We start from the raw sequence: 22,290 nt of genomic DNA, 5'->3' as shown, positions 1-22,290 counted from the left end.
GGTGTCGTCTTGCTTCTTGCTGACACCGATGACCTTGCCGGGGCGCCCTTACGATTCGCTTCAGGTGCGCTTCTGCCGTGCCGCTGCGCCAGGCCGCGGCGTGTCAGGCGAGCCGGGCGACGCCCGCATACATCGCGACCTCGCCGGCCGCCGGGCGGGGCTGGGGCTCGCCCTCGGCCCGCCACTCCGGCAGCGGCACGACGCCCGGCGAGACCAGGTCGAGGCCGTCGAAGAACCGCTCGACCTCGGCCCGGGTGCGCAGCCGGCCCTGCCCGTGGCGGCCCGACGAGATGTCGGCGACCAGCTCCGGCGGCAGGTAGTCACTCGTCGCGTGGGAGGCCACCAGGTAGCTGCCCTTCGGCAGGGCGTCGAGCAGCCGACGGACGATCGCGTAGGGATCGTCGTCCTCGGGCACGAAGTGCAGGATCGCCAGCAGCATCAGCGCGACCGGCTGCGACAGGTCGAGCGTGCGCCGCAGGTCGGGGTCGTCGAGGATCCTGCCGGGATCGCGGACGTCGGCGTCGACGTAGGCGGTCGCGCCCTCCGGCGCGCTGGTCAGCAGCGCCCGCGCGTGCACGAGGACGAGCGGGTCGTTGTCGACGTAGACGATGCGCGACTCGGGGGCGACCGACTGCGCCACCTCGTGGGTGTTGCTCGCCGTCGGCAGGCCGGTGCCGACGTCGAGGAACTGCCGGATGCCCGCCTCGCCGGCCAGGTGCGTCACCGCGCGACGCAGGAACCGCCGGTTCTCCAGCACTGCCGTGCGGATGGCCGGGAACTTCGCGGCGATCGCGTCGCCCGACTCACGGTCGGCGGCGAAGTTGTCCTTGCCGCCCAGCCAGTAGTCGTAGCGCCGGGCGGGGTGCGCCACGGTGGTGTCGATCCGGGACTGCAACCAATCCGAGCCGCTCACCGCGAACCTCCCCGTCATCCGTGACGTGACGCGGCTCATCGTAGACCCCCGAAACTCTCCTGTAGCCAGTGGAACACCGACCGTAATCGGGGCAGACGATCTTCGAGGGAGGCGCGCATAATCGGGTCCACTCATCGCACCGGGGGAACCAGACCAGTGAAAACCAGCATCCGCGCGGCCGTGTCGGTCGCCCTGCTCGCCGGCTTCTACCTGCTGGCCATCGGCGTCATCGTGGGGCTGGGCTGGCTGTCCGTGTGGATGTGGCGCGAGCACGCGGGAGCGGCGGCCGGGAAGGTCAGCTGGGTCACGATCGCCGCCGCGGTCGGCCTGGCCGTCGCCTTCTGGAAGATCGTGCGGGCGAAGCCGGGCGACCCGTCCGGCGTGGAGGTGCAGCCGCAGGCGGCGCCGGAGCTGTGGGACGCCGCGCGGACGCTCGCCACGCAGGTGGGCACCCGCGCGCCCGACGAGATCCGGCTGGTGCCCGAGGTCAACGCGGCCGTCGCGGAGCACACCAGGCTCCTCGGTCTCGTCGGCGGGCGGCGCATCATGTACATCGGGATGCCCCTCATCCAGGCCTTCACGGTCGGGCAGCTGCGGTCGGTGCTGGCCCACGAGCTCGGGCACTACTCGGGCAGCCACACGCGCGTCGGCGCCCTCGCCCACCGCGGGCGCATGGCGATCGTGCAGACGGTGGCCCAGATCGGTCCGTCGACGCTCGTCGGGCGCCTCTTCACGCTGTACGCACGGGTCTACATCCTGGTCGAGCAGGCCGTGAGCCGCCGGATGGAGTACGAGGCCGACGAGTTCTCCGTGCGCGTGGCGGGGCGCAGCACCGCGGTCCGCGCGATGCGTGACCTGCCGGTCGTCGACGCGGCGTGGGACTTCTTCGTGGGCAAGTACGTCACCATCGGCTGGGACGCGAAGCTCGCGCCCCGCGACGTCTTCGGCGGCTTCCCCGAGCTGCTGCGCGGCCGCGCCGGCGAGCTGGCCGAGCTGCGCTCCGAGGCGCCGCCGAGCGAGGGCTCGCGGTGGGACTCGCACCCGCCGATCGCCGACCGGATCCGCGCCATGGAGGCGATGGCCGACTCGGGCGTGGCCCCCGACGACCGCCCGGCCGCGGTGCTGCTGCGCGACCCGGCCGGCCTGGCGACCCGGCTCCAGCACGAGCAACTCGCCATCGAGGGCCGCACGCTGCTGCCGTGGGAGGAGCTGACCGACGCCGGCATCGCGGCGAGCGCGCAGCGGGAGGCCGACGTGCTCTTCCGCGCCGCCGCCCGGCTCGGCCAGGCGCCGCAGGGCGACCTGGGCCTGGTGCTCGACCTGGTCGAGCGGGGCCGTGCGGCCGACCTGGGACGGGCGGTGGCCCCGCACGCCGATGCCGAGGACCTGCCCAAGGCACTGGCCGGCCACATCGGCGCCGCCATCGCCCTGGCCGCCCGGGCCGGCTCCGGCGCCCGCTGGCAGCACTCGTGGAGCAGCGGCGCCGAGTTCGTCGCCGCCGACGGCACCCCTATGCCGATCGGCGGGCTGGCCAAGCTGGCCGCCGACCAGTCCGGGGTGCCGGCGGCCCGCCAGCGCCTGACGGACCTGGGCGTGAGCATCACCGCGGCCCGCCAGCAGTCCGTCACGGCTTCCGCCGCGGGCGCCGACGTTCTGGGCGGCATCGCCAACATGAAGTCCGGCAAGGACCACTTCGACGTCCTGATCCTGGACAACGGCCTGCTCCTGGTGCCGGGCCCGAAGAAGACGGACGACGGCAAGCAGCGCCTGCTCCAGATCCTCCAGTCGGCCCCGGTGGAGGAGCTGGCCCGCCGCCACCGCTTCCTGGCGTACGAGGACATCGCCGGCGCCACGATCCTGAAGCGCGTCCCGGTCCGGGTGGCCGTGACGTTACACAGCGGCGAGACCGTCGAGCTTCTCCAGCCCTGGACCGGCGAGACCTTGGACAAGAACGACGACGACCTCTTACGCAGCGCCCTGGACCCCTTCGTCACGCAACCCCAGCAGGCGTAGCCCAGGGCGGCGTTGTGGCTGGGCGGGCCGACGGTGGCGGGCGCGGTGGTGGTGAGCGCGGTGGTGGTGAGCGCGGTGGTGGTGAGCGCGGGCCGCGCGGGTGGGTCGTGCTCGTGGACGATCTGCGGTCGTTCGTGGACGGGCGGGCGGCCGAGGTGGTTCGCAGTAGCGCCGCGGCCGTCGAGTTGCTGTTGAGGTTGCGGGGCGAGCGGATCGACGAGCTGTGGCTGGACCACGATCTCGGCGGCGCGGACACGGTGTGGCCGGTGGTCGAGGTGCTGGAGCGGGCCGCGTTTGAGGAGCGGCCGTTCGACGTCGGGGTCATCCAGGTCCATTCGTCCAACCCGCCGGGGGCGGCGAAGGTGATCCAAGCCTTGCGCCGCTGGGGCTACGAGGTCCGCACCGCCACCGGGTCGCCCGCGGTCGGCTACACCGGCGGCTGAGTGCGGTGGCGCCGCAGGTGCGACGCTCCGGGGTCCCGCCGGGCTCGACGTTGCACGGGCTTGTGCGGTGCGGCGCCTGTGCGGTGGGGTGCGGGGGTTGCCGTTGCCCTGCCGGGTGGTCAGAGTGCGGACAGGAAGGTCAGGTCCTGCCAGTCGTTGCGGTGTCTGGCGATGTAAGACGGGTAGGCGCCGTACTCCGTCTCGGCCCTCGGGTCGGCGCCGCAGGCCAGCAGCAGGCGCATGAAGTCGGGGTGGCCGCCGTTCATGGCCGCCAGGTAGAGCGGCGTGCGGCCGATCTTGTCTCTGGCGTCCACGGGTACGCCGTCCTGGAGCAGGCCCGGGACCACCTGGCGGAAGTCGACCCACATCGCCATGTGGAGCAGCGACCAGCCGTTCGGGTCGCGCATCAGCGGGTCGATCATGCCCTCCCGCAGGCCCTCCAGGAGCCAGGGGGTGTCGCCGTGTTGCATGCGGTGGCGTACCTCGCGGACCGTTGCCGAGAGTGTGTGCGGCAGGCGGCCCGTGCCCGTCGTCCAGGCCAGTTGGATGGCGAAGCAGCCTGTGCTGGTGCCGCCCAAGGCCCGGAGCGTTTCCTCCCGCTGTGCCTCAGCGTCCGAATGGTGCTCCATCCGGAGTCTGCCGTCGGCGATCGTCATGGTGTGCCAGGTGCCCTGGCAGCGGACCTGGGCCGTCGGGGGTGCCGCCGGGCGTGGTGGCGGGCGGAGATGGCCGGCGGGAGGCGACGAGAACAGGGCCGCCCGCATCAATGGGTGCAGGTCGCCCGGGGCGCGGTGGCCGGCGGCGATCAGGATCAGGTCGGCGGGCACGCCGTCGGTGGCCACCCGGACCGGGATCTCCAGGTAGTCGCCCAGATCTGACCCGACCGCCGAGAGAGCGCCGGGCTGCGCCGCGGTCGCGCCGGGCTGCTCGGCGTCGGAGGCAGCGGAGGCGGCGGATGCAGTGGGGGCGGCGGAGGCAGGGGCGGCGGAGGCAGGAGCGGCGGAGGCAGGAGCGGCGGACGCGTCGGAGGCGGGCTCGCTCCACGGCGACCTCGACGGCGACGGCGCGTCGGGGAGGTCGATGTCCAGGCGGGCGCCGTACAGGGTGTTGACCTGGCTCGCGTTGAAGACCCTCGACGCCGCGCGGACCTCCTCCGCCAGGCCGACCGGGCAGGCCGGGCCCACGCCGCCGTGCTGGAGGGCCTCCGGGTCGACCTCCGTGACGTCGAAGCCGCACTCCGCCCAGGCCGTCGCCAGGTCGCCGGCGGCCAGGCGGAGGTACACGCGTTCGGTCCTGGCCGCCTCGTCGTCGCCCACGCCGAGCTGGTCCGCGGGCAGCGGGCGGCCGTCGGGAGTGAGCAGCGGCATGCGAGCCGGCGAGCCGCCCCACGCCGACCGGAGTCCCGCGGTCTCGCGGACGTCCCAGGTGTACCGCGGCGCGACGTACCACCGCTCGTTCTCCAGCTCGTCGAAGCTTGTCACGTCGAGGTGCAGGCGTTGGGGGCCGGCGGGGGACTTCGGCAGGCGTACCCGCAGCAGGGGGCCGGTCTCGGCGTCCGCCGACGGTGCCAGCACGGCGCTCACGCGGGGGTGGAGGGTCGTCATGCCGCCGCGGTGCCGGGGGAGGTGCCACCACAGCAGGTCCAGGCACAGGTGCCGCAGGTCGTCCTCGAGCTCGTCCGCGGCCACGCCGCCGAAGCGTATGCGGGTCGCGTCGAGGTCGATGCTCACCTGGGTGCGGGCCAGCTCGGCCGCCCGCCGCCAGTCGCCGACCGCACGGGCCGCGGCCGCCGCCTCGACCACGTGCGGTGGCAGGGCCTCGGCCCGGATCCGGCGCCACTGCGGGATGTCTCGGCGCAGCGTGGTGAGCACGGTTCGACCTCCGGAGGGGGAACAGGCGGTAGGCCGACCGGATTCGAACCGGCGTCTTCCATCTACGCAAGCTGGTGTGACGACCTCTGCACTACGGCCTACCGCGGCGCCGAGCCTACGGCATCGCCGGGTCCACCGGGGCCGGGTAGGGCGGGTCAGGCGCCCCGCAGGGACTCGTAGTGCGACTGCATCGACGGGTAGTAGTCGTCGAAGGACGGCAGCGGCTCCGAAAGGCGGGAGGCCACCAGCTGATCCAGGTAGTACTCCCAGCCGGGGCCGATCTCGCCCAGGCCGTCGAGCGTCTTCAGGTGCTGGACGAACCGCATCTCGGTCTGCAACGGCGACGGCGAGGACAGCAGGAGCTCCAGGCGCCAGACGCCGTGGTCGTCCACACTGGACATTGCCAGGCGGGTCGGTGGCTCGCAGGCGTCGATGGTCATGTCCATCCACGGTGCGCCGGACTCGAACGACATCTGGACCTGGATCGTCTCGCCCGGCCCGGGTGTGCCCTTCCACGGGCCGAACCAGCGGGCCGTGCGCTCCGGCTCCGTCACCGAGGCCCACACGTCGTCGATCGGCGCGCGGAACGAGCGGGTCAGCACGAGGTCCTTGCCGAACAGTCGGCCGGTCGGTGCGTTGGTCATGCGGAGCGTTCCTTTCTCGTGAAGCGGCGGGTGCGGTACACCTCGGTCTCCAGCGCGTCGAAGCGGTGCTCCCAGCCGTCGGGCCGCCCGAGCTGGGTCAGCCACTCGACCAGCGGCGCGACCGGTGCCGGGTCCAGCTCGTACAGCCGCTTCCGCCCGACCAGCGTGTCGCGCACCAGGCCGCTCTCCCGCAGCACCCGCAGGTGGCGGCTGATCGCGGGCCGGCTGATCGGGAACCGGGCGGCGATCTCGCCGGCCGGCACCGGGCCGGACCGCAGCAGCGTGAGGATGCTGCGGCGCACGGGGTCGGCGACGGCCGCCGCGACGAGGTCCACGGCGGAAGCGTAACCAATGGGTTACGCGAGACGCAAGCGATACTGGGCGCATGCACTTCAAGAGAGCCGAGCCCGCAGACGTCGACCGACTCGTCGACCTCGTCCAGTCCGCCTACCGCGGCGATGCCAGCCGGGCCGGCTGGACCACCGAGGCGGACCTGCTGGACGGCCAGCGCGTCGACGCCGACATGGTGCGGAGCGCCATCGAGCAGTCAACCGTGCTCATCGACGACGACGGCGCGGCGTGCTGCCAGCTGGAGCGGCGCGACGGCTACGCGTACTTCGGGATGTTCGCCGTCGACCCGGCCCGCCAGGGCCAGCACCGGGGCAGAAGCCTGCTCGCCGAGGCCGAGCGTTACGCCCGCGACGAGTGGGGCGCCGGGGAGCTGCGCATGACGGTCATCGTCCAGCGCGAGGACCTCATCGCCTGGTACGTGCGGCGCGGCTACGCGCGCACGGGTGAAGTGTCGCCGTTCCCCTACGGCGACGAGCGCTTCGGCCGGCCCCGCCGGGACGACCTCGCGTTCGAGACGCTCACGAAGAAACTGGGCTGACCGCCGCGCGCAGGGCCGCCGCCGGGTCGACGTAGGCGCTCGCGACCAGCGAGATCCACTGGTAGACGGCGTCCTCGTTCGAGGCGAGCGGGCCGGGGACGAAGTGCGGGGACGACACCCCGCGCTGCACCGACTCGCAGGCGGCCCAGTCCTGCCGGTTCGTCAGGTCCCAGAAGTCGACCGCGTACGCCGTCGAGGTGATCGACGGCTCGAAGTACCAGCTGCACTCGATCGTCGTCCGCCCGGGCTCGACCGGCGTCAGGCGGTGCGTCATCACGTAGTCGGGATGCGCCGAGATCAGCAGGTTGGGGAACAGCGCCACGTAGAGGATCGTGCGCCGTGGCGCGCCGCCGATGAAAACGCCCGGGCCCCGCCCGTCGAAGGACATCGTCTCGGCGTGGTCGCGCAGGTCCATGGAGCCGCCGACCCACGCGCCCGGCAGCGCCCAGTTGTCGCCGGAGGTCGGCGGCGAAACCTTGCACAGCTCCGGGTGGATGAGGGGGCAGTGGTAGCACTCCTGGTAGTTCTCGACGATGACCTTCCAGTTGGCCGCCACGTCATAGACATGCCGGTCGCCGAGCCGCAAGGACTCCATGTCGTACTGCGAGAGCAGCCCGTCGAGCGCCCCGACGTATTCGAGCGGCGACGGAGCCTCCGCACCGGAGTTGACCAGCAGCCAGCCCTGCCACACGGAGACCCGCAGCTCGACCAGCCCGAGCGCGGCAGGGTCGAAGTTCGCCACGCCGGCCATGTGCGGCGCCGTCGCCAGCGACCCGTCGAGCTTGAACGCCCAGCCGTGATAGGGGCAGACGGCCGAGGGGCGATCGGCCGACGCGCCGTCGGGCAGCAGCTCGTGGCCCCGGTGCCGGCACACGTTGGCGAACGCGCGGACGCCGGACGGGCCGAACGTCAGCAGTACACCCACATCCCCCACGGTCACGGCGCGCTGGTTGCCGCCGTCGGACAGCTCGGCGAGCCGCCCGACGCAGGTCCAGCCGCCGGCGAAGAGGTGCCGTCGCTCCCAGGCGAGCACGGAAGGGTCGGTGTAGGCCGCCGCGGGCAGGGTCAGCGACTCCCCGAACGGCCGCAGCGCCGCTTGGAGGGCCAGGGGGTCAAGCGGTGCCGCCATAGAGACCATGATGGCGCCGGCGAACCCGCCGGCGCCACCACGATCACTGAAGGTCAGCTCCCGGACGCGTACAGCTCCCGGATCTCGGTCGGTGACAGGGCGCGGTCGTACAGGTGGACCTGGTCGACGGTGCCGTCGAGGTAGTCGACCGGGTTGCCGCCGAACTTGCCGCGGCCGATCACCGTGTTGCCGGTCGGGCCGGCCTGCGGCAGGCAGGCGCCGGCCGTGCCGGCGAGCTCGCCGTCGACGTACAGCCGCAGCTCACCCTTGACCGTGTCGCGGACGCCGACCAGGTGGTACCACTGGCCCACGGCCGGCTTCGCGGGAGCGAGGGCGCGCACGCCCGCGAAGCTCATCGCGAAGCGCTGGTCGGCGCCGCTGTACTGCAGGTAGAAGTCGCTGTTGGTCGGCCCGTCCTGGCTGACGACGGTCTGGAAGGCGCCGTCGGCCTTGTCGAGCCGCACCCACGCGGCGGCGGTGTAGTCCGACGCCGTGTTCAGCAACGGCTTGCCGATGTCGATGTACTGCGAGCCGCCGTCGAGCGCCACGCCGTTGCCGTTGCGGCCGGCCACGAACGCGGCGCCGCCCACCAGCGACCCGTCGTTGTCACCGGCCGCGTCGGCCGCGGTCGTGCCGCCGGTCTCGTCGAGCGGGTAGAACGCGATGCCGGTCAGCCCGGGCGTGCCCGCCGGCGGCTGCGGCACGTTGCCGGCCGACCCGTCGGCACCCCTGATCACCTGCTCGTTCACCGTCTTGACCTGCTTGAGGTCCATCTTGGTGACCTGGCGGTCGTAGGTGAAGAACCCGTTGAGCTCGGCCTCCACGTCGGTGATCTGGGTGTAGATCGACGCGCTGATCCCGCACATCCTGGCCGAGGTGAGCACGGCCCGGGTGTTCTCGACGTACTTGGCGGTCAGCGCGGCCTTGTCGGGCGTCATCTCGTAGGCGAACCCGTCGCCGAACCACATGTGGTTGGACGTCTTGAGGCCGAAGCCGCCGTGCTCGCCGTCGATCGCCACCCGGTCGCCGCTGGGCGCCGGCGACGCCGGCCCGACGTACTGGTGGAAGTCGACCACGTCGCCGCGGCCCGAGTCGCCGTGCGAGTTGCAGCAGTTCACGCCGCTGTGGGCGTTGACCAGGCGGGTCGGGTCCTGGGCCTTGACCTCGTCGGCGATGCGCCCGGTCGCGGCCCGGTCCCACTCGCCCCAGCCCTCGTTGAACGGCACCCAGGCCACGATCGAGGTCCAGCTCTGGTGCTCGCGGACCATCTCGTGCAGCTCCGCCTCGAACTGGTCGCGCCACTCGGCCGGGATCGGCCCGGTGTTCGCCGAGGGCATGTCCTGCCAGATCATCAGGCCCAGCTTGTCGGCCCAGTAGTACCAGCGGTCGGGCTCGACCTTGATGTGCTTGCGCACGGCGTTGAAGCCCATCGCCTTGTCCTGCTGGAGATCCCACTTCAGCGCCGCGTCGGTCGGCGCGGTGTTCAGCCCGTCGGGCCAGAAGCCCTGGTCGAGGTTGGCCAGGTTGAACAGGATCCTGCCGTTGAGCGCGATGCGCAGCTTGCCGTCGGCCCCGCGCAGGGTGCCGATCGAGCGCATGCCGAAGTAGGAGCCGACCTGGTCGACCGCCTGTGTGCCGGAGACCAGGGTGACCTGGAGGTCGTACAGGAACGGGTCGTCCGGCGACCACAGCTTCGCGTTCGGCACCGGCACGGCCAGCTCGGCGCCGGGGGCGCCGGTGGCCCGGCCGACGACCTTGCTGCCGTTCCTGGCCACGGCCTGGACCTGCAGCCCGCTGGTCGCGCCGTCGGTCGCGGCGGTCAGCCGGAGCACGCCGGCGGCCACATCCGGGGTCAGCTTGAGCCCGGTGATGCTCGCGGCCGGCACCGGCTCCATCCAGACCGTCCGCCAGATGCCGGAGCTGCCCTGGTAGAAGATGCCGCGGTCGCCGACCCGGCGCTGCTTGCCGATCGGCTGCCCGGTCGCGTCGGTGAGGTCCTCGGCCCAGACGATGAGCTCCTGCGGCCCGCTCGCCGTCAGCGCGCCGGTGACGTCGACGTCGAAGCCGTCGTAGCCGCCGCGGTGGGTCGCCACCTGGGTGCCGTTGACCCACACCTTGGCGTCGTAGTCGACCGCGCCGAAGTGCAGGACCAGCCGCTGGCCGCTCCCGACCTTCCACGTTGCCGGGACCGTGAAGGTCCGGCGGTACCACATCCGGTCCTCATGACGCTGGATCCCGGACAGTGCCGACTCGATCGGGTACGGCACGAGCACCCGCTCGGCGAGGCTCTGGCCGGTGGGCACGGCCTGCCCGGCGGCGGCGCGGGCGAACTCCCACACGCCGTTGAGGTTCTGCCACTTGTCGCGGGTCAGCTGTGGCCGCGGGTACTCGGGCAGCGCGTTGTTCGGCCCGACCTGCCCGGTCCACTTCGTGGCGATCGGTGGGATGCCGACGTGCCACGCGGGAGCGTCGGGCAGCGGCGGCGCCGCGGCGGCCGGAGTGGCCAGTCCGACGGCCAGGGCGGTGACGGCGGTGATGAGGGCTTGCCGGAGACGTCTGTGTCTGGACATGCGGGGGTCCTCCTTCGAGGGGGTGTGGCGGACCATCGAAGCGAACCCATACCAACAAAGTTCACCAGGTTCCGTCAAGATGTCTCGGTCAAGACGGTCCGATGCGACACGATCGAACAGCGGCGACACGCCGACCCAGAATGGACCGCGACACGGACGGGTTTGCCTCGCCCATTCGGTGGTGATCCGGACCGCTGGGTCCTTGTTGCCATCGGGCGGTTGACAAAAGATCAATCCGTGGGCAGATTCCTGATCTGGTGTGCTGGCGCGAGCCCGGAGTTGTTGAACCGGGCCGAGCGCAACCGATACATCAACACGGGCATGCTCATTGTGTTGGTGAGCCTGGCCGGCGGCGGCGCGATGTTCGTGCTGACCGGATATGCCGTCGAAGGCCTGCCGCTGAACGTCCGAATCGGCATCTCGGCGTTCTGGTCGCTCATCATCTTCGGCCTCGACCGGGTGGTGGCGACCACCGTCAATGCCGGCGGCCGGGCCCGTGGGCTGTTCCTCTACCTTCCCCGAATCCTCATCGCGCTGACCATCGCGGTGCTGGTCAGCGAGCCGATCACATCCAAGGTCTTCGAAAAGGAGATCCAGCAGCAGCTCATTCGCGACGCCGAGGCACAGCGCCCCGCCTTCGAGCGGGAGGTCGAGGCGACCCAGGCCGGAAAGAAGGCGGCGGCGCTGGAGCCGGTGAACACGGCGAAAGCGGCAATTGCCGAGCTGCGCGCGAAAGCCGGCGAACTGCGGGCCGAGGCCGACAAGGAGGAAAAAGGCGAGCGAAGCAGCGGAACGGGCGGTTGTGGTCCGATTTGCCGCGGCCTCAAGGAGCAGGCCGAGGAAAAGGACGGCGAGGCCCGGCAAAAGGAGCTCGAGCTCCCCGCGATTCAGGGCAGATACGAGGCCGACGTCGCCGCGCTCGACAAGGAGAAAGCGACCGACGTCGAGCGGAAGGTGCGCGACTACATCAACGCGGACGGCCTGATCGCCCGGCACAAGGCCCTGTCCCGCTACGTCGCGGCCGAGCCGACGGCGGCGATCATCCGCTGGACGCTGTCGCTGTTCCTGCTGCTCTTCGAGCTTTCGGTCGTCGTGCTCAAGCTGTCCGGCTCGGCCTACGACCGGCGGCTGCGCGCCGAGCTGCAGCAGAACATCAAGCTCACCGAGGCGAAGAAGACGGCCTTCGACGGCAAGGTCGACCAGTACGCCGCCGAGGAGATCGAGCTCGACCGGCAGGTCGACCGCGAGATCAGTGCCGCGCAGCGGCAGGCCTCCCGGGACCGGCAGCTCCGGCTCATCGAGGGCAGCGCCTGGCTCGCCGACTGGCTGGCCAACCGGGTCAAGCCCGGGCGCCCCAAGCGGCGCCGCCGGCGCGGGCCCTGGTCCATGGCGCCCTCCGGCGGCTTCGACCCCAGCATCTCCGGCGGCGGCCCGGCCAACAACAGCCTGCCGCCCCAGGCGGGCGACCTCGTCGGCGGCCGGTGGCAGCTCACCCGCGTCATCGGCAGCGGCACCTTCGGCACGGTCTGGCACGCCGTCGACACCCGCAACCAGCAGGAGGTCGCGGTCAAGATCTCGGCCAAGCAGCAGGACACCGGCTGGTGGAACGAGGTGCGCGGCACGCCCGGCGGCGAGCACATGGTGGAGCTCATCGACGCCGGCGCGATGAACAACGCGCACGCCTACGTGGTCTACCCCTACTACACGCCCGGCTCGCTGCGCGAGTACTGCATGACCGGCGCCGGCCGGCAGCGGGACCTCGCCTGGTGCCTGAAGATCCTCGAGCACGTCGCGTTCGCGGTCGCCAACGCGCACCAGGCCGGCGTGGTCCACGGTGACATCAAGGCCGACAACATCCTGCTCAAGGGCGGGGACAAGGGCCGGACCGAGGCGCACGTCGCCGACTGGGGCATCTCGTACCAGGTGTTCGACGCCAACGCCCGGCAGCACCGCACGCACTGGCGGTGGTGCGCCCCGGAGCAGGTCGCCGGCAACGGCGGGTCGGTCAGCGGCGAGCTCGTCGACCTCTACGCGATCGGCGCGCTGGCCTACTGGCTGATCAGCGGGAAGGTCCCGATCGAGCGCGAGCTCGACGCGAACCGGCTCCCCGGCGACTACGACGGCCGCGCCGACGCCTACCACCAGGGGCTCCGCCCGGTCCGGCTGGACCGGCTCAACCCGGAGATCCCCAAGCACGTCGCCGACCTCGTCGAGCTGTGGACGCAGACCGACCCCGTGCGCCGCGCCGGCGGCGGGCCGGCCGAGACCGCGGTGGCCCGGGCCCTGCGGCAGCTGCACGCCCTCAACCGGAACCGGCGTGACTACGCGAAGGTGAAGCTCGACCACGACGCGGAGGGGCGGCGGTCCGTCACCACAACGATTCCGAAGCAGCCGACCAACGGCAGCGGCTACGGGCACGTCAACGGCGGCGGCGCGAACGGATCGGCCCGGCAGCCCCAGGCCGCCTTCGGCGCGCAGCCGCCACCGACCGGCACCGACGGCTCGGCCACCCCCAAGCAGATCTTCTGAGCACCGAGGAGCCAGCGATGCCCGACAAGGACCAGCGCCGATGGCTGAGGGTCGTGCGGCGGACCCTGCGCCGCCGTCCCGTCGTCGACGTCACCGTGTCGATCGAGCGGACGGCGATGGATCTCGACCACACCGAGCAGCCCACTGTGCGGTTGCCGGAGCGGACCCCGCTGCTGCCCGAGGACGCGCCGGCGATCCCGGCGTCCCACCGGCCGGAGCGGCCCGCGCCGCGCAACCGGCAGCCGGCCCGCGAGCCGGCCGACGACCTGCAGGAGCTGCTGCGGCGGCGGCCGGATCCGGCGGTACTGGCGGACCGCGAGCCCACCCCGGACAACGGCCCCGGCCCGGCCGTGATGATGGCCACGGCGACGCGGACCAGAGCCGCCGACCGGCCGCCGAACCTGTTCGACCGGCCGCCGGCCACCCGCCGCCCCAGCCCGGCCTGGCACGTCTGGGCCGAGAGCCACGCCGGGTTCCGCCGCGAGGACAACCAGGACTCGGTGCTGGGCCAGCCGCCGCTCATCGCGGTCGCCGACGGCGTCGGCGGCGGCCCGGCCGGCGACACCGCCTCGATGATCGTGCTGCGCATGCTCCGGTCGGGGCTGCGGCACACCCCGCCCGACGAGATCGACCTGCAGCTGAGCCTGCGCGAGTGCGCCGCCGCGCTGCTCGGGGCCGTCGCCGCCGAACCCGCCCTGGAGGGCATGGCGACCACCCTCGACGCGGTCGTCCTCGGCGAGCCCGGGTCGAGCGCGCACGTGCGGGGCACGCACATCGGTGACGGCGCCGTCTGGCTCCTCGAGGGCGAGCGGCCGCCGCAGCTGCTCACGGCCAGCCACCGCGACCGCGGCGGGGTGCTGGTGCGGGCGATCGCGGCCGGCATCCTGCCCTACGGCGACGAGTGGAAGCTGCGGATGCGGGTCGGCGACCGGCTGGTCCTCGCCAGCGACGGCTTCCACGGTCAGATGCAGCCCGAGATGGTGCTGCGCCAGCTCGTGGACACCCGCCGGATGCCGGCGCGGGAGGCCTCCCAGGCCCTCGTGCGCGCCGCGCTCGGCGCGGGCGGCAGCGACAACGTCAGCGTCGTCGTCGCCGACCTCGTCGTCGAGGGCGGAGAGGCCGGCGAGCCCGGCCCGCCCCGCCGGTGGTGACGCCGGGAACATCCCGGCGGACCGATCGGTCCTACATCCGCGGCCACCGGCCGTGCCCTACTGATCGTGGATCAACGCCACAACCAGGAGAGCGCCATGGTCAACGCATTGGTGGTACCGCTGCTGCTGCTTGCCGTCGCCGCCGTCCTCGCGGCGGCGCTCGGCCCCTCGACGTTCACCAGGGCCCGTGCGGCCATGGCCGGGAAGCTGCCGGCGATGCCCGCCGGCTCGCGGCTGCGCCGGCTGTCCCGGCTCATCCGCGACGGCGTCGTCCGCAGCGCGGACAAGTCCCTCGCGACCACGATCCTGCCGCCGCGGGTCCAGGTGACCCTCGCGCCCGCCGAGGCCGAGCTGCTCCAGCGGCATCGCGAGCTCGTCGAGGACGAGCTCAACGAGCAGTGGCGGGCGATCGCCGAGCGCGAGGGCTGGCACTACCCGGGCCGGATCACCATCGAGATCTCCGCCGCCGACGACCGGCCGGCGGGGCGGCCGCACCTGCACCTCCGGTACGACGGCGGCAGCCAGGGTGACCCGACGACCAAGGACGCCGACGACCGCACGCCGTTCGCGCACGGCTGGTTCGTGCTCGCCGACCGCCGGGTGGTGGCGGTACCGCGGCAGGGCCTCACCATCGGCCGCGGCGACCGGTGCGGGCTCGTCGTGCCCGACCGGAACGCCAGCCGCCAGCATGTGCGGCTCTCGGTCCGCGGCGACGGCAGGCTGCTGGTCGAGGACCTCAACTCGACCAACGGCACGTTCGTCGACGACGCCAAGGTCGGCCGCCACACTGTCGACCGCGACGCCGAGCTGCGGCTGGGCAAGGACCACAAGCTGAAGCTGGTGCGGCGATGAGCGGGTTTGACCTTGTGGGGCAGCTGCTGCTCGTGGCGGTGGTCGCGCTGGTGCTCCGCCCGGTCGCCGGCGTGCGCGGCTCGGTGGTCGCCGGGGCCGTGCTCGCCGGGCTGCTCGCGGTGGGCCTGGCCGCGCTCGGCGAGCCGGTCGTCCTGCCGCTCGCCGTCGCCGCGGCCGCGGTGACCGCGATCCTGCTCGTGCTGCACCGGTACGCCGACGCCGACGCCCGGCGGGTCGCGGTCGCGGTGTGCGGGCTGCTCGTCCTCGGGTACGTCATGCAGGTCCGGCTGGTCGGCGACGACGTCGCCACCGAGGTCGGGCGCTGGATGGTGCTCGCCGTCGCGGCCTTCCTGGCCGCCTTCGCGCTGTGCCGGGTGCCGGGCTGGACGCCGTCGGGCTGGCGGCTGCAGCTCGCCGGCCTGGCGTTGCTGCTGCTGCCGCTGGTGCCGGGGCTCGGCCGGACGATCAACGACGCCCGGGCCTGGATCGCCGTCGGGGGCTTCACCGCCCAGCCGGCCGAGCTGGCCCGGCCCCTGCTGCTCGCCGGGCTGGCGCTGGCCCTGGAGGAGACCGCGCCGCTGCTGCGCAACGGCACCCTGCGGTACACGTTGCGGGCCCTGCTGCCGGTGGGGCTGGCGGCCGGCCTGCTCGCCGCGGTGCACCACGACCTCGGCCCGGCGCTGGTCCTCGGCCTGACCGCGATCGTCCTCATCCTGCTCCAGCGCCCGCCGGCGCGGTACGTGGTGGCGCTGCTGGGCGTGCTGCCGGTGCCGGCAGCCGCCGCGTACCTCGCCGTCGCCCGCCTCCAGGAGCGCGTCGAGCAGTGGCGGATGCCCGTGCGCGGCGACGGCGCGGTCGAGAACACCGGCGCCGCACTGCAGGCGCTCGCCCGCGGCGGCTGGTTCGGCACCGGCCTCGGCCACGGCGCACCGCACGCCGTCGCCAACGTCACCAACGACTTCGTGCTCGTCGCCATCGGCGAGGAGCGCGGCCTGATCGGGCTGGCCGGCCACGTGCTGCTGCTCGCCGTGCTCTGCGTGGCCACCCTGCGCCTGGCGACCCGCATGCGCGACGAGCCGCGGCGCCTCGCCGTCGCCGCCCTGATGGTGATGCTCACCCTCCAGTCGGTGTACGTCGTGCTCGCCACCGCCGGGGTCGTGCCGGTCACCGGCATGGTGGTGCCGCTGCTCAGCAAGGGCGGCAGCGCGCTGGTGGCGACCGCCCTGGTCGCCGGGGCCGCGCTCGGGCTCTACGCGTCGAGCGCCGGGGAGGCACCGGCCACCGTCGCCAGCCGGCGCTTCCAGCGCGGCCTGACGATCCTGCACCGCGGGTTCGCCGCCGCCTGGCTGGTCGCGCTGGTCAGCCTGGCCGTCGTCACGCTGCACAGCCCGGTGCCGGCCGCCTCGCCGCGCCCCGACAACTGGGCCACCGACCGCGGCCGGCTGCTCACCCGTGACGGCGAGACGCTGGCCGAGACCGAGGCCGGTGACCGGCGCTTCCCGCTCGACGACCTGGCGCCGCTGGCCGCCGGCCTGGAGCGGATGTCGGCGACCGACCAGCGATGCGACGGGCCCGGCCTCGGCGTGCTCATCGGCCGCGGCTGCCGGCACCCCGACGTGGTGACGGGGCTGCGCCTCGACGTGCAGCGCGCGGCCACCACGGCCCTGGCCGGGCGGCCGGGCTCGGTCGTCGTGCTCGACCTGCGCGACTTCTCGGTGCTCGCGGACGTGTCGATCCCGTCGGCCGGACCGGCCCTCGCCACCCCGCCCGGGTCGACGTTCAAGCTGGTCACCGGGGCGGCCGCGATCGAGCGCGGGCTGGCCGCCGACACCCCGCACCGGGCCGTCTACGCGGGCGTGCGCAACGCGGACAACGTGACCTGCGGCGGCTCGCTCGCCGAGGCGCTCGCCGAGAGCTGCAACACGAGCTTCGCCGACTACGCGGTGCAGGTCGGCTTCGAGGGCCTGCGGGACACGGCCGCCCGGTTCGGGTTCGGCAGCGCCACCCTCGCGGACGTGACGGTCACGCCCAGCACGGTCGGCACCGGTCCGGCCGACCGCGCCGCGCTGGCCCGCGACGGCATCGGCCTGCAGGACGTCCGGGCCACCCCGCTGCAGATGGCGGTCGTCGCCGGCACGATCGCCGCGCACGGCGAGCGGCGCACCGCGCGGTACGTCGTCGGGTCGTGCGCCGACGGCCGGTTCACCGCCCTGCCGGTGGCGCCGTCCGTCAGGGTGTTGCGCCCGGCGACCGCCGACGCGCTCGCCGGCGGCATGCGGCGGGCGGTCGTCGACGGCACGGCGACCCGGCTCGGCGGCCTGCCGTTCGGGGTGGCGGCGAAGACCGGCACGGCCGACACCGGCAAGGGGTCGATCGACGCGTGGGTGGTCGCCTACGCGCCGCTCGACGCGCCCCGGGTGGCGGTGGCGGTGCGGGTGATCGGCGCGAAGGACAACGCGGCGCTCTCGGGCGGCAAGGACGCCGCGCCGATCGCCGCGCCCGTGCTGCGGGCGGCGATGACGGCGACGGGCGGCGAGCCCGCGAAGCCCTGTGGGAACGGATGAGACGAGGAGGCGGTCGATGAGGGTGCAGGTCTGGTCGGGCAGCAGCCCGCTGCAGGAGCGCAACCTGCGCGAGTGGGTGGTGGCCGTGCCCGACGAGCCGGAGCTGACCCTGGACCGGGTCTACCGGCCGACCGGCGCCCGGGTCGTCGTCGGCCGCAGCGAGCAGGACTGCGACATCGTGCTCGACGACAGGTACGTCTCGCGCCGGGCGATCGTCTTCACCAACCGGGGCGGCGCCTGGTACGTCGAGTGGAACAACGCCAACCACGTCGAGCACCGGCCGTGGGCCGAGGGCTGGCGGGTCGCGACCGAGCACGGCGAGGCCCGCCTGGGCGCCGGCGAGCACGCCTTCCTGCTCACCGGCGGGCTGCGCCGGGAGCGGGCGTTCTGCGTCCTGGTCAGCATCGACGACGCCACGCCCCGGCGGCGGGTGGGCTCGGGCGAGGACACGCCGCTGCACGACAGCCCGGCCCAGCGCCTCGGCGCCAACCTGGAGCGGTTCTGCCTTGCCTACCAGCAGTTCCTCATCTGGCCGCCGCTGCGCCGGCCCGAGGTGATCAGCGACCCGGCGGTCAAGCAGCAGCACGGCCGGGACCCGGCCCACGCGCTCGCCGAGGTCATCAAGTACGCGATCGGCCTCGGCTACGACACCGGCGACAAGGTGACCGCCCGGCGGGCCGACCTCGCCTACTTCCTCGCCGCCAACGGGGTGCTCGACTTCGACCAGCACGCGATCTGGCGGCGGTGACGGCCGCGGTACCTCAACGGCGACTTAACATTCCGTTTGGTTCTGCGCGATTGTGTTGACCACTTCCGTCGATGGGACGCACGCTCCTGAGAGCGCTCTCACGAACCGGAAGGAACCTCCCCGTGCGGATTCGGACGAAGACGAAGCTGCTGGGCGCCCTCGCCGCCCTCGCCGCCGCCGTGCCCGTCGGCATCGCCGCCATGCCGAACGCCGAGGCGATCGGTCCCGACCGGCTGCCGTTCACGGTCGCGAACAGCACCGGCCGCTCGGACGCGGTCTACCTGTACGTGATCGGCGTCAACCTCACCACCGGCCGACTCGGCTACGCCGACGCCGGCGGCGCGTTCACGAACTGGCCGGCCGGCGGGAACCCGCCCACGCCGGCGCCCGACGTCGCGATCAACGGGCCGGGCAACGGCGGCAGCGTCACCGTCCAGCTGCCCCGCGGGATGTCCGGCCGGGTGTACATGTCGCTCGGGCAGAAGCTCAAGTTCTTCAACACGCCCGACGGGCTCGTCCAGCCGGCGCCGTGGGCGGCGGGCGACCCCAACCACGACATTCTCTTCGACTGGAGCGAGTTCACCTACAACGACGCCGGCCTGTGGCTCAACAGCTCGCAGGTGGACATGTTCGCCGTACCGCACTCGGTGTCGGTGACCGGCGCCGACGGCACCGTGCACAAGACCGGCGAGCCGGTCAACGGCGGCCGGCAGAAGGTCATCGACGCGCTGAAGGCCCAGGCCGGCTGGGGCAACACCGTCGTGACGCGCAGCGACGGGACGGTGCTGCGGGTGCTCGCGCCGGGCAAGGCGGCCGACGCCGGGCTGTTCAGCCCGACGTACCTCGACCCGTACATCACGAGCGCCTGGAACGCCTACACCACGAAGACGCTCACCGTCGTGCCGTTCGGGGACCGGCCCGACGTGCGCTACTTCGGCCGTACCACCGGAAACACCATGGTCTTCACGAACGCGTCGGGACAGCAGGTCGCGTCCTTCGCCAAGCCGTCGACCGCGAACGTCTGGGGCTGCGACGGCGCGCTGGGCGCCCCGAACGACCAGGTCGTCGGGCCGATCGCCCGCACGCTCTGCGCGGCGCTGCACCGCGGCACGCTGGGCACGATCGACACCCAGCCCGGCGGCGGGCCGGCCGACTTCTACAAGAGCGCGCTGACCAACCACTACTCGCGGGTCATCCACGCGAACATGGCGGACGGCAAGGCGTACGGCTTCGCGTTCGACGACGTGCAGAACCAGGAGTCGCTGGTGCACCACGGCGACCCGCGCTCGGCCGGCATCACGCTGTCGCCGTTCGGTACGACCGCCGGGCCTTCAGTAGCGGCCCTGGCCAGCAACTGGCACGGCAAGTGCATCGACGTGCCCAACTGGAACTTCGCCGACGGCCAGCGGCTCATCGTCTGGAACTGCCACGGCGGTACCAACCAGCGCTGGACCTTCACCGGCGGCACCCTGCGCACCGAGAACAACAAGTGCATGGACGTCGCCTGGGGCTCGACCGCCAACGGCGCGGCCATCCAGATCGCGAACTGCAGCGGCAACCCGGCCCAGCAGTTCGTGCTCACCGCGGCCGGCGACCTGGTCAACCCGCAGGCGAACAAGTGCGTCGACATCGCCGGCTGGAACCCGGACAACGACGCGGTGCTGATCCTGTGGGACTGCACGGGCGGCGCGAACCAGAAGTGGCACGCTATAGCCTCATGACGGTGACGGTGGTCGAGATCTACACGGACGGCGCGTGCAGCGGGAACCCCGGCCCTGGCGGCTGGGGTGCCCTGCTGCGCTACGGGGACCGCGAGCGGGAGCTGTGCGGCGGCGAGGCCACGCCGACGACCAACAACCGGATGGAGCTGATGGCGCCGATCCGGGCGTTGGAGACGCTCACCCGTCCGGCGGAGGTCCGCCTGTACACCGATAGCTCCTACGTCCGCAACGGGATCATGTCGTGGCTGCCCCGCTGGAAGCGCAACGGCTGGCAGACCGCCGGCAAGCAGCCGGTCAAGAACGTGGACCTCTGGCAGCGCCTGGAGGAGGCCTGCGCCCGCCACACGGTCGAGTGGCACTGGGTGAAGGGCCACGCCGGCCACCCGGAGAACGAGCGCGCCGACCGGCTGGCGGCCCAGGGCCTGCAGGAGGCCGTGGCCGCGGCCCGTCTCACACCAGGAAGTCGGTGATCGTGGCCACGACCCGGTCGAGGTCGCGGGCGTCCGGCAGGTGGAAGCGGCCGTCCAGCGGCACGAACGTGGCGCCGGGCAGGCGTTCCGCCAGCTGGCGGCCGCCCGCGAACGGCACGACCCGGTCGCCGCGATAGTGCAGGACCAGCGAGCGTGCTGCTACGGACGGCAGGACGTCGGCGACGTCGGCTTCGTAGGTGGCCGCCAGGTAGGCCGCGGCCACCTCCCGGTCGGCCGAGTCGCGCAGCACCCGGGCCAGGTGCAGCGCGGCGTCGTCGGTGACGTCCGGGCGGTACAGCTCGGCGAACATCCGGGACCCCAGGCCCCAGTGCGCGCGGATCATCGACACCAGCGACGCGTTCAGGTCGGGGCGGGTGAAGGCGACCGACGCGTCGGCGTACGTGCCGAACAGCACCAGCCGGCGGACCAGCGCGGGCTGCCGCGCCGCCAGCGCGAGCGCGACCGGGCCGGCCTGCGACATGGCCAGCAGGTCGACCGGCGGGCCGGCCGCCGACACGACCGCCGCCAGCTCGTCGACGCTCGCGTCCAGGCCGAAGTCGGTCACCGGACCGCGGGACAGGCCGGTGCCGAAGCGGTCGTACAGCGTCAGGCACACCGCCCCGGTCAGGCGGTGCAGCAGCGACGAGCGCGGGTCGCGGCCCGAGGCGATGACGTCGATGCTCGACACCCAGCCGGGCAGCGCGACCAGCCGCGGTCCGGTGCCGGCGGCGGCGACGGCGATCCGTCCCGCGCCGGTCGTGATGTACCGGGTGACGAAGCGCGGCGGCGCCGCCGCGAACACCTCGCGGCGCAGCACCTGGAGCCGCAGGCGCTGCAGCGCCTCCGACGGCTCCAGGCCCAGCTCGTCGGCGAGCCGGTCCGCGTACGCGTCGTAGGCGCTCAGCGCGTCGGCGTGCCGGCCCAGGCGGTACAACACCCGCACCAGGATGCCGATCGCGGTCTCGCGCAGCGGGTGCCCGCCCACGAACGCCTCCAGCAGCGGGAGCGCCTCGGCCGGCCGGTCGCGGTCGAGCAGCTGCTCGTGCCACCCCTCGCTCGCCGTGAGCCGGGCCTCCTCCAGCCGGATCGCCTCGAACCGCGCGATCTCGGCGTCGGCGAACTCCGCGTACGCCGGCCCCTGCCAGAGCGCCAGGGCCTCCTCGTAGCGCGCCGCCGCGACCAGCCGGTCGAACTCGCCCGCGTCGACGTCGCCCGGTCCGACCTCCAGCGCGTAGCCGGGTGGGCGGGTGACCAGGGCGATCCCGGGCAGCGCGCGGCGCAGCCGGGCGACCTGGCTGTGCAGGGCCGCGGCCGCGCTCGCCGGCGGCCGGCCGCCCCAGAGCAGGTCGGCCAGCCGCTCGGCCGGCACCATCTCGCCGGCCCGTGCCAGCAGCGCGGCCAGCAGCGCCCGGCCCCGGTCGCCGAGCGCGACCGGGGCACCGTCGGCGCCGAGGGCCACGACCGTGCCGAGTACGCGAAACCGCATCGGCACCATTATCAGCGCGTGGCGACCCCCGCGATCTGCGGGTTGATCGGCAGGAAGACCGATCTCATCCGGTACCGCTGGATCGAGACATCGGCGAAGCGCGGCAGGCCGGCGAACAGCGCCGCCTTGCGCCGGCCGAGCAGCCGGTGCGCGTAGCCCTCGGTGGAGCGCAGCACGATCCGGTTGAGCGGTCCCCTGATCGGGTTCGCCGCGCTGCGCTCGCCGCGGCCGGTGATCTCGAGGTCGATATGCATGACCGCCACCGTGCGCCGGGCGTCTGCCGCCGCACTGTCGTGC

The 22,290-nt window shown here is 73.2% G+C and carries 18 protein-coding genes and 1 tRNA gene; 10 read left to right on the top strand and 9 right to left on the bottom strand.

Features of this window, described 5'->3' with window-relative positions; all coding sequences use genetic code 11:
* Nucleotides 1–103: 103 nt before the first annotated feature.
* Complete coding sequence (locus tag ABZS66_RS02890) at nt 104–913, bottom strand: SAM-dependent methyltransferase (protein WP_354754520.1); 810 nt, start codon at nt 911–913, stop codon at nt 104–106.
* Nucleotides 914–1,069: 156 nt separating this feature from the next.
* On the opposite strand from ABZS66_RS02890, the gene ABZS66_RS02885 reads away from it, so the two are divergent.
* Nucleotides 1,070–2,926, top strand: a complete 1,857-nt coding sequence (locus tag ABZS66_RS02885; RefSeq protein ID WP_354754518.1) for a M48 family metallopeptidase — start codon at nt 1,070–1,072, stop codon at nt 2,924–2,926.
* Between the two features lie 107 nt (nt 2,927–3,033).
* Nucleotides 3,034–3,369, top strand: a complete 336-nt coding sequence (locus tag ABZS66_RS02880; RefSeq protein ID WP_354754517.1) for a cyclic-phosphate processing receiver domain-containing protein — start codon at nt 3,034–3,036, stop codon at nt 3,367–3,369.
* Between the two features lie 119 nt (nt 3,370–3,488).
* On the opposite strand, the gene ABZS66_RS02875 is transcribed toward ABZS66_RS02880, so the two are convergent.
* The 4 genes from ABZS66_RS02875 to ABZS66_RS02860 all read right to left on the bottom strand — a co-directional run bounded on the left by ABZS66_RS02875 (nt 3,489) and on the right by ABZS66_RS02860 (nt 6,219).
* Nucleotides 3,489–5,240, bottom strand: a complete 1,752-nt coding sequence (locus tag ABZS66_RS02875) for an ankyrin repeat domain-containing protein (protein ID WP_354754516.1) — start codon at nt 5,238–5,240, stop codon at nt 3,489–3,491.
* A 28-nt stretch (nt 5,241–5,268) separates the two neighbouring features.
* A tRNA-Arg gene (locus tag ABZS66_RS02870) sits at nt 5,269–5,341 on the bottom strand.
* A 54-nt stretch (nt 5,342–5,395) separates the two neighbouring features.
* Nucleotides 5,396–5,884: an SRPBCC family protein gene (locus ABZS66_RS02865; protein WP_354754514.1), complete on the bottom strand. Its 489-nt coding sequence runs from the start codon at nt 5,882–5,884 to the stop codon at nt 5,396–5,398.
* The gene (locus ABZS66_RS02860; RefSeq protein ID WP_354754512.1) at nt 5,881–6,219 is read right to left on the bottom strand and encodes a metalloregulator ArsR/SmtB family transcription factor; all 339 of its coding nucleotides are present in this window, start codon (nt 6,217–6,219) and stop codon (nt 5,881–5,883) included. The genes ABZS66_RS02865 and ABZS66_RS02860 overlap by 4 nt, the downstream gene beginning before the upstream one ends.
* A 50-nt stretch (nt 6,220–6,269) precedes the next feature.
* Between ABZS66_RS02860 and ABZS66_RS02855 the strand changes: the two genes are divergently transcribed.
* Nucleotides 6,270–6,773 (top strand): GNAT family N-acetyltransferase, encoded by a 504-nt coding sequence (locus ABZS66_RS02855; protein ID WP_354754510.1) that lies wholly within the window; start codon nt 6,270–6,272, stop codon nt 6,771–6,773.
* Here ABZS66_RS02855 and ABZS66_RS02850 read toward each other — a convergent pair.
* Together ABZS66_RS02850 and ABZS66_RS02845 are read right to left on the bottom strand one after the other, a co-directional pair.
* Nucleotides 6,754–7,902: an aromatic ring-hydroxylating dioxygenase subunit alpha gene (locus ABZS66_RS02850; RefSeq protein ID WP_354754509.1), complete on the bottom strand. Its 1,149-nt coding sequence runs from the start codon at nt 7,900–7,902 to the stop codon at nt 6,754–6,756. The genes ABZS66_RS02855 and ABZS66_RS02850 overlap by 20 nt on opposite strands.
* Nucleotides 7,903–7,955: 53 nt before the next feature.
* Nucleotides 7,956–10,472: a LamG-like jellyroll fold domain-containing protein gene (locus ABZS66_RS02845; RefSeq protein WP_354754507.1), complete on the bottom strand. Its 2,517-nt coding sequence runs from the start codon at nt 10,470–10,472 to the stop codon at nt 7,956–7,958.
* Here ABZS66_RS02845 and ABZS66_RS02840 point away from each other — a divergent pair.
* From ABZS66_RS02840 to rnhA, 7 genes are all read left to right on the top strand, one after another.
* Entirely contained in the window at nt 10,356–13,001 is a 2,646-nt protein-coding gene (locus tag ABZS66_RS02840) for a DUF4407 domain-containing protein (RefSeq protein WP_354754506.1), read from the top strand. The two genes, ABZS66_RS02845 and ABZS66_RS02840, sit on opposite strands and share 117 nt — an antisense overlap.
* A 17-nt stretch (nt 13,002–13,018) precedes the next feature.
* Nucleotides 13,019–14,152 (top strand): protein phosphatase 2C domain-containing protein, encoded by a 1,134-nt coding sequence (locus tag ABZS66_RS02835; RefSeq protein WP_354754504.1) that lies wholly within the window; start codon nt 13,019–13,021, stop codon nt 14,150–14,152.
* 66 nt (nt 14,153–14,218) lie between these two features.
* Nucleotides 14,219–15,004, top strand: coding sequence for an FhaA domain-containing protein (locus ABZS66_RS02830; RefSeq protein ID WP_354754502.1), 786 nt, complete (start codon nt 14,219–14,221; stop codon nt 15,002–15,004).
* A complete protein-coding gene (locus tag ABZS66_RS02825; protein ID WP_354754500.1) occupies nt 15,001–17,568 on the top strand; it encodes an FtsW/RodA/SpoVE family cell cycle protein in 2,568 nt (855 codons plus the stop codon). Before ABZS66_RS02830 ends, ABZS66_RS02825 begins: the two co-directional genes overlap by 4 nt.
* Nucleotides 17,569–17,584: 16 nt before the next feature.
* Complete coding sequence (locus tag ABZS66_RS02820) at nt 17,585–18,316, top strand: FHA domain-containing protein (protein WP_354754498.1); 732 nt, start codon at nt 17,585–17,587, stop codon at nt 18,314–18,316.
* Between the two features lie 128 nt (nt 18,317–18,444).
* Nucleotides 18,445–20,037 carry a beta-1,3-glucanase family protein gene (locus ABZS66_RS02815; protein ID WP_354754586.1) on the top strand — a complete coding sequence of 531 codons (1,593 nt, stop codon included), beginning with the start codon at nt 18,445–18,447 and terminating at the stop codon, nt 20,035–20,037.
* Nucleotides 20,034–20,507 carry a ribonuclease HI gene (rnhA, locus tag ABZS66_RS02810; protein ID WP_354754497.1) on the top strand — a complete coding sequence of 158 codons (474 nt, stop codon included), beginning with the start codon at nt 20,034–20,036 and terminating at the stop codon, nt 20,505–20,507. Before ABZS66_RS02815 ends, rnhA begins: the two co-directional genes overlap by 4 nt.
* On the opposite strand, the gene ABZS66_RS02805 is transcribed toward rnhA, so the two are convergent.
* Together ABZS66_RS02805 and ABZS66_RS02800 are read right to left on the bottom strand one after the other, a co-directional pair.
* Nucleotides 20,488–21,993 (bottom strand): BTAD domain-containing putative transcriptional regulator, encoded by a 1,506-nt coding sequence (locus ABZS66_RS02805; protein ID WP_354754495.1) that lies wholly within the window; start codon nt 21,991–21,993, stop codon nt 20,488–20,490. The two genes, rnhA and ABZS66_RS02805, sit on opposite strands and share 20 nt — an antisense overlap.
* Before the next feature lie 11 nt (nt 21,994–22,004).
* On the bottom strand, nt 22,005–22,247 hold the full coding sequence (locus ABZS66_RS02800) for a hypothetical protein (RefSeq protein ID WP_354754493.1): 243 nt from the start codon (nt 22,245–22,247) through the stop codon (nt 22,005–22,007).
* Between the last annotated feature and the right edge of the window lie 43 nt (nt 22,248–22,290).

The organism is Dactylosporangium sp. NPDC005572 (genome assembly GCF_040605515.1).
Classification (GTDB): domain Bacteria; phylum Actinomycetota; class Actinomycetes; order Mycobacteriales; family Micromonosporaceae; genus Dactylosporangium.
This window is presented reverse-complemented; position numbering and strand designations above follow the sequence as displayed.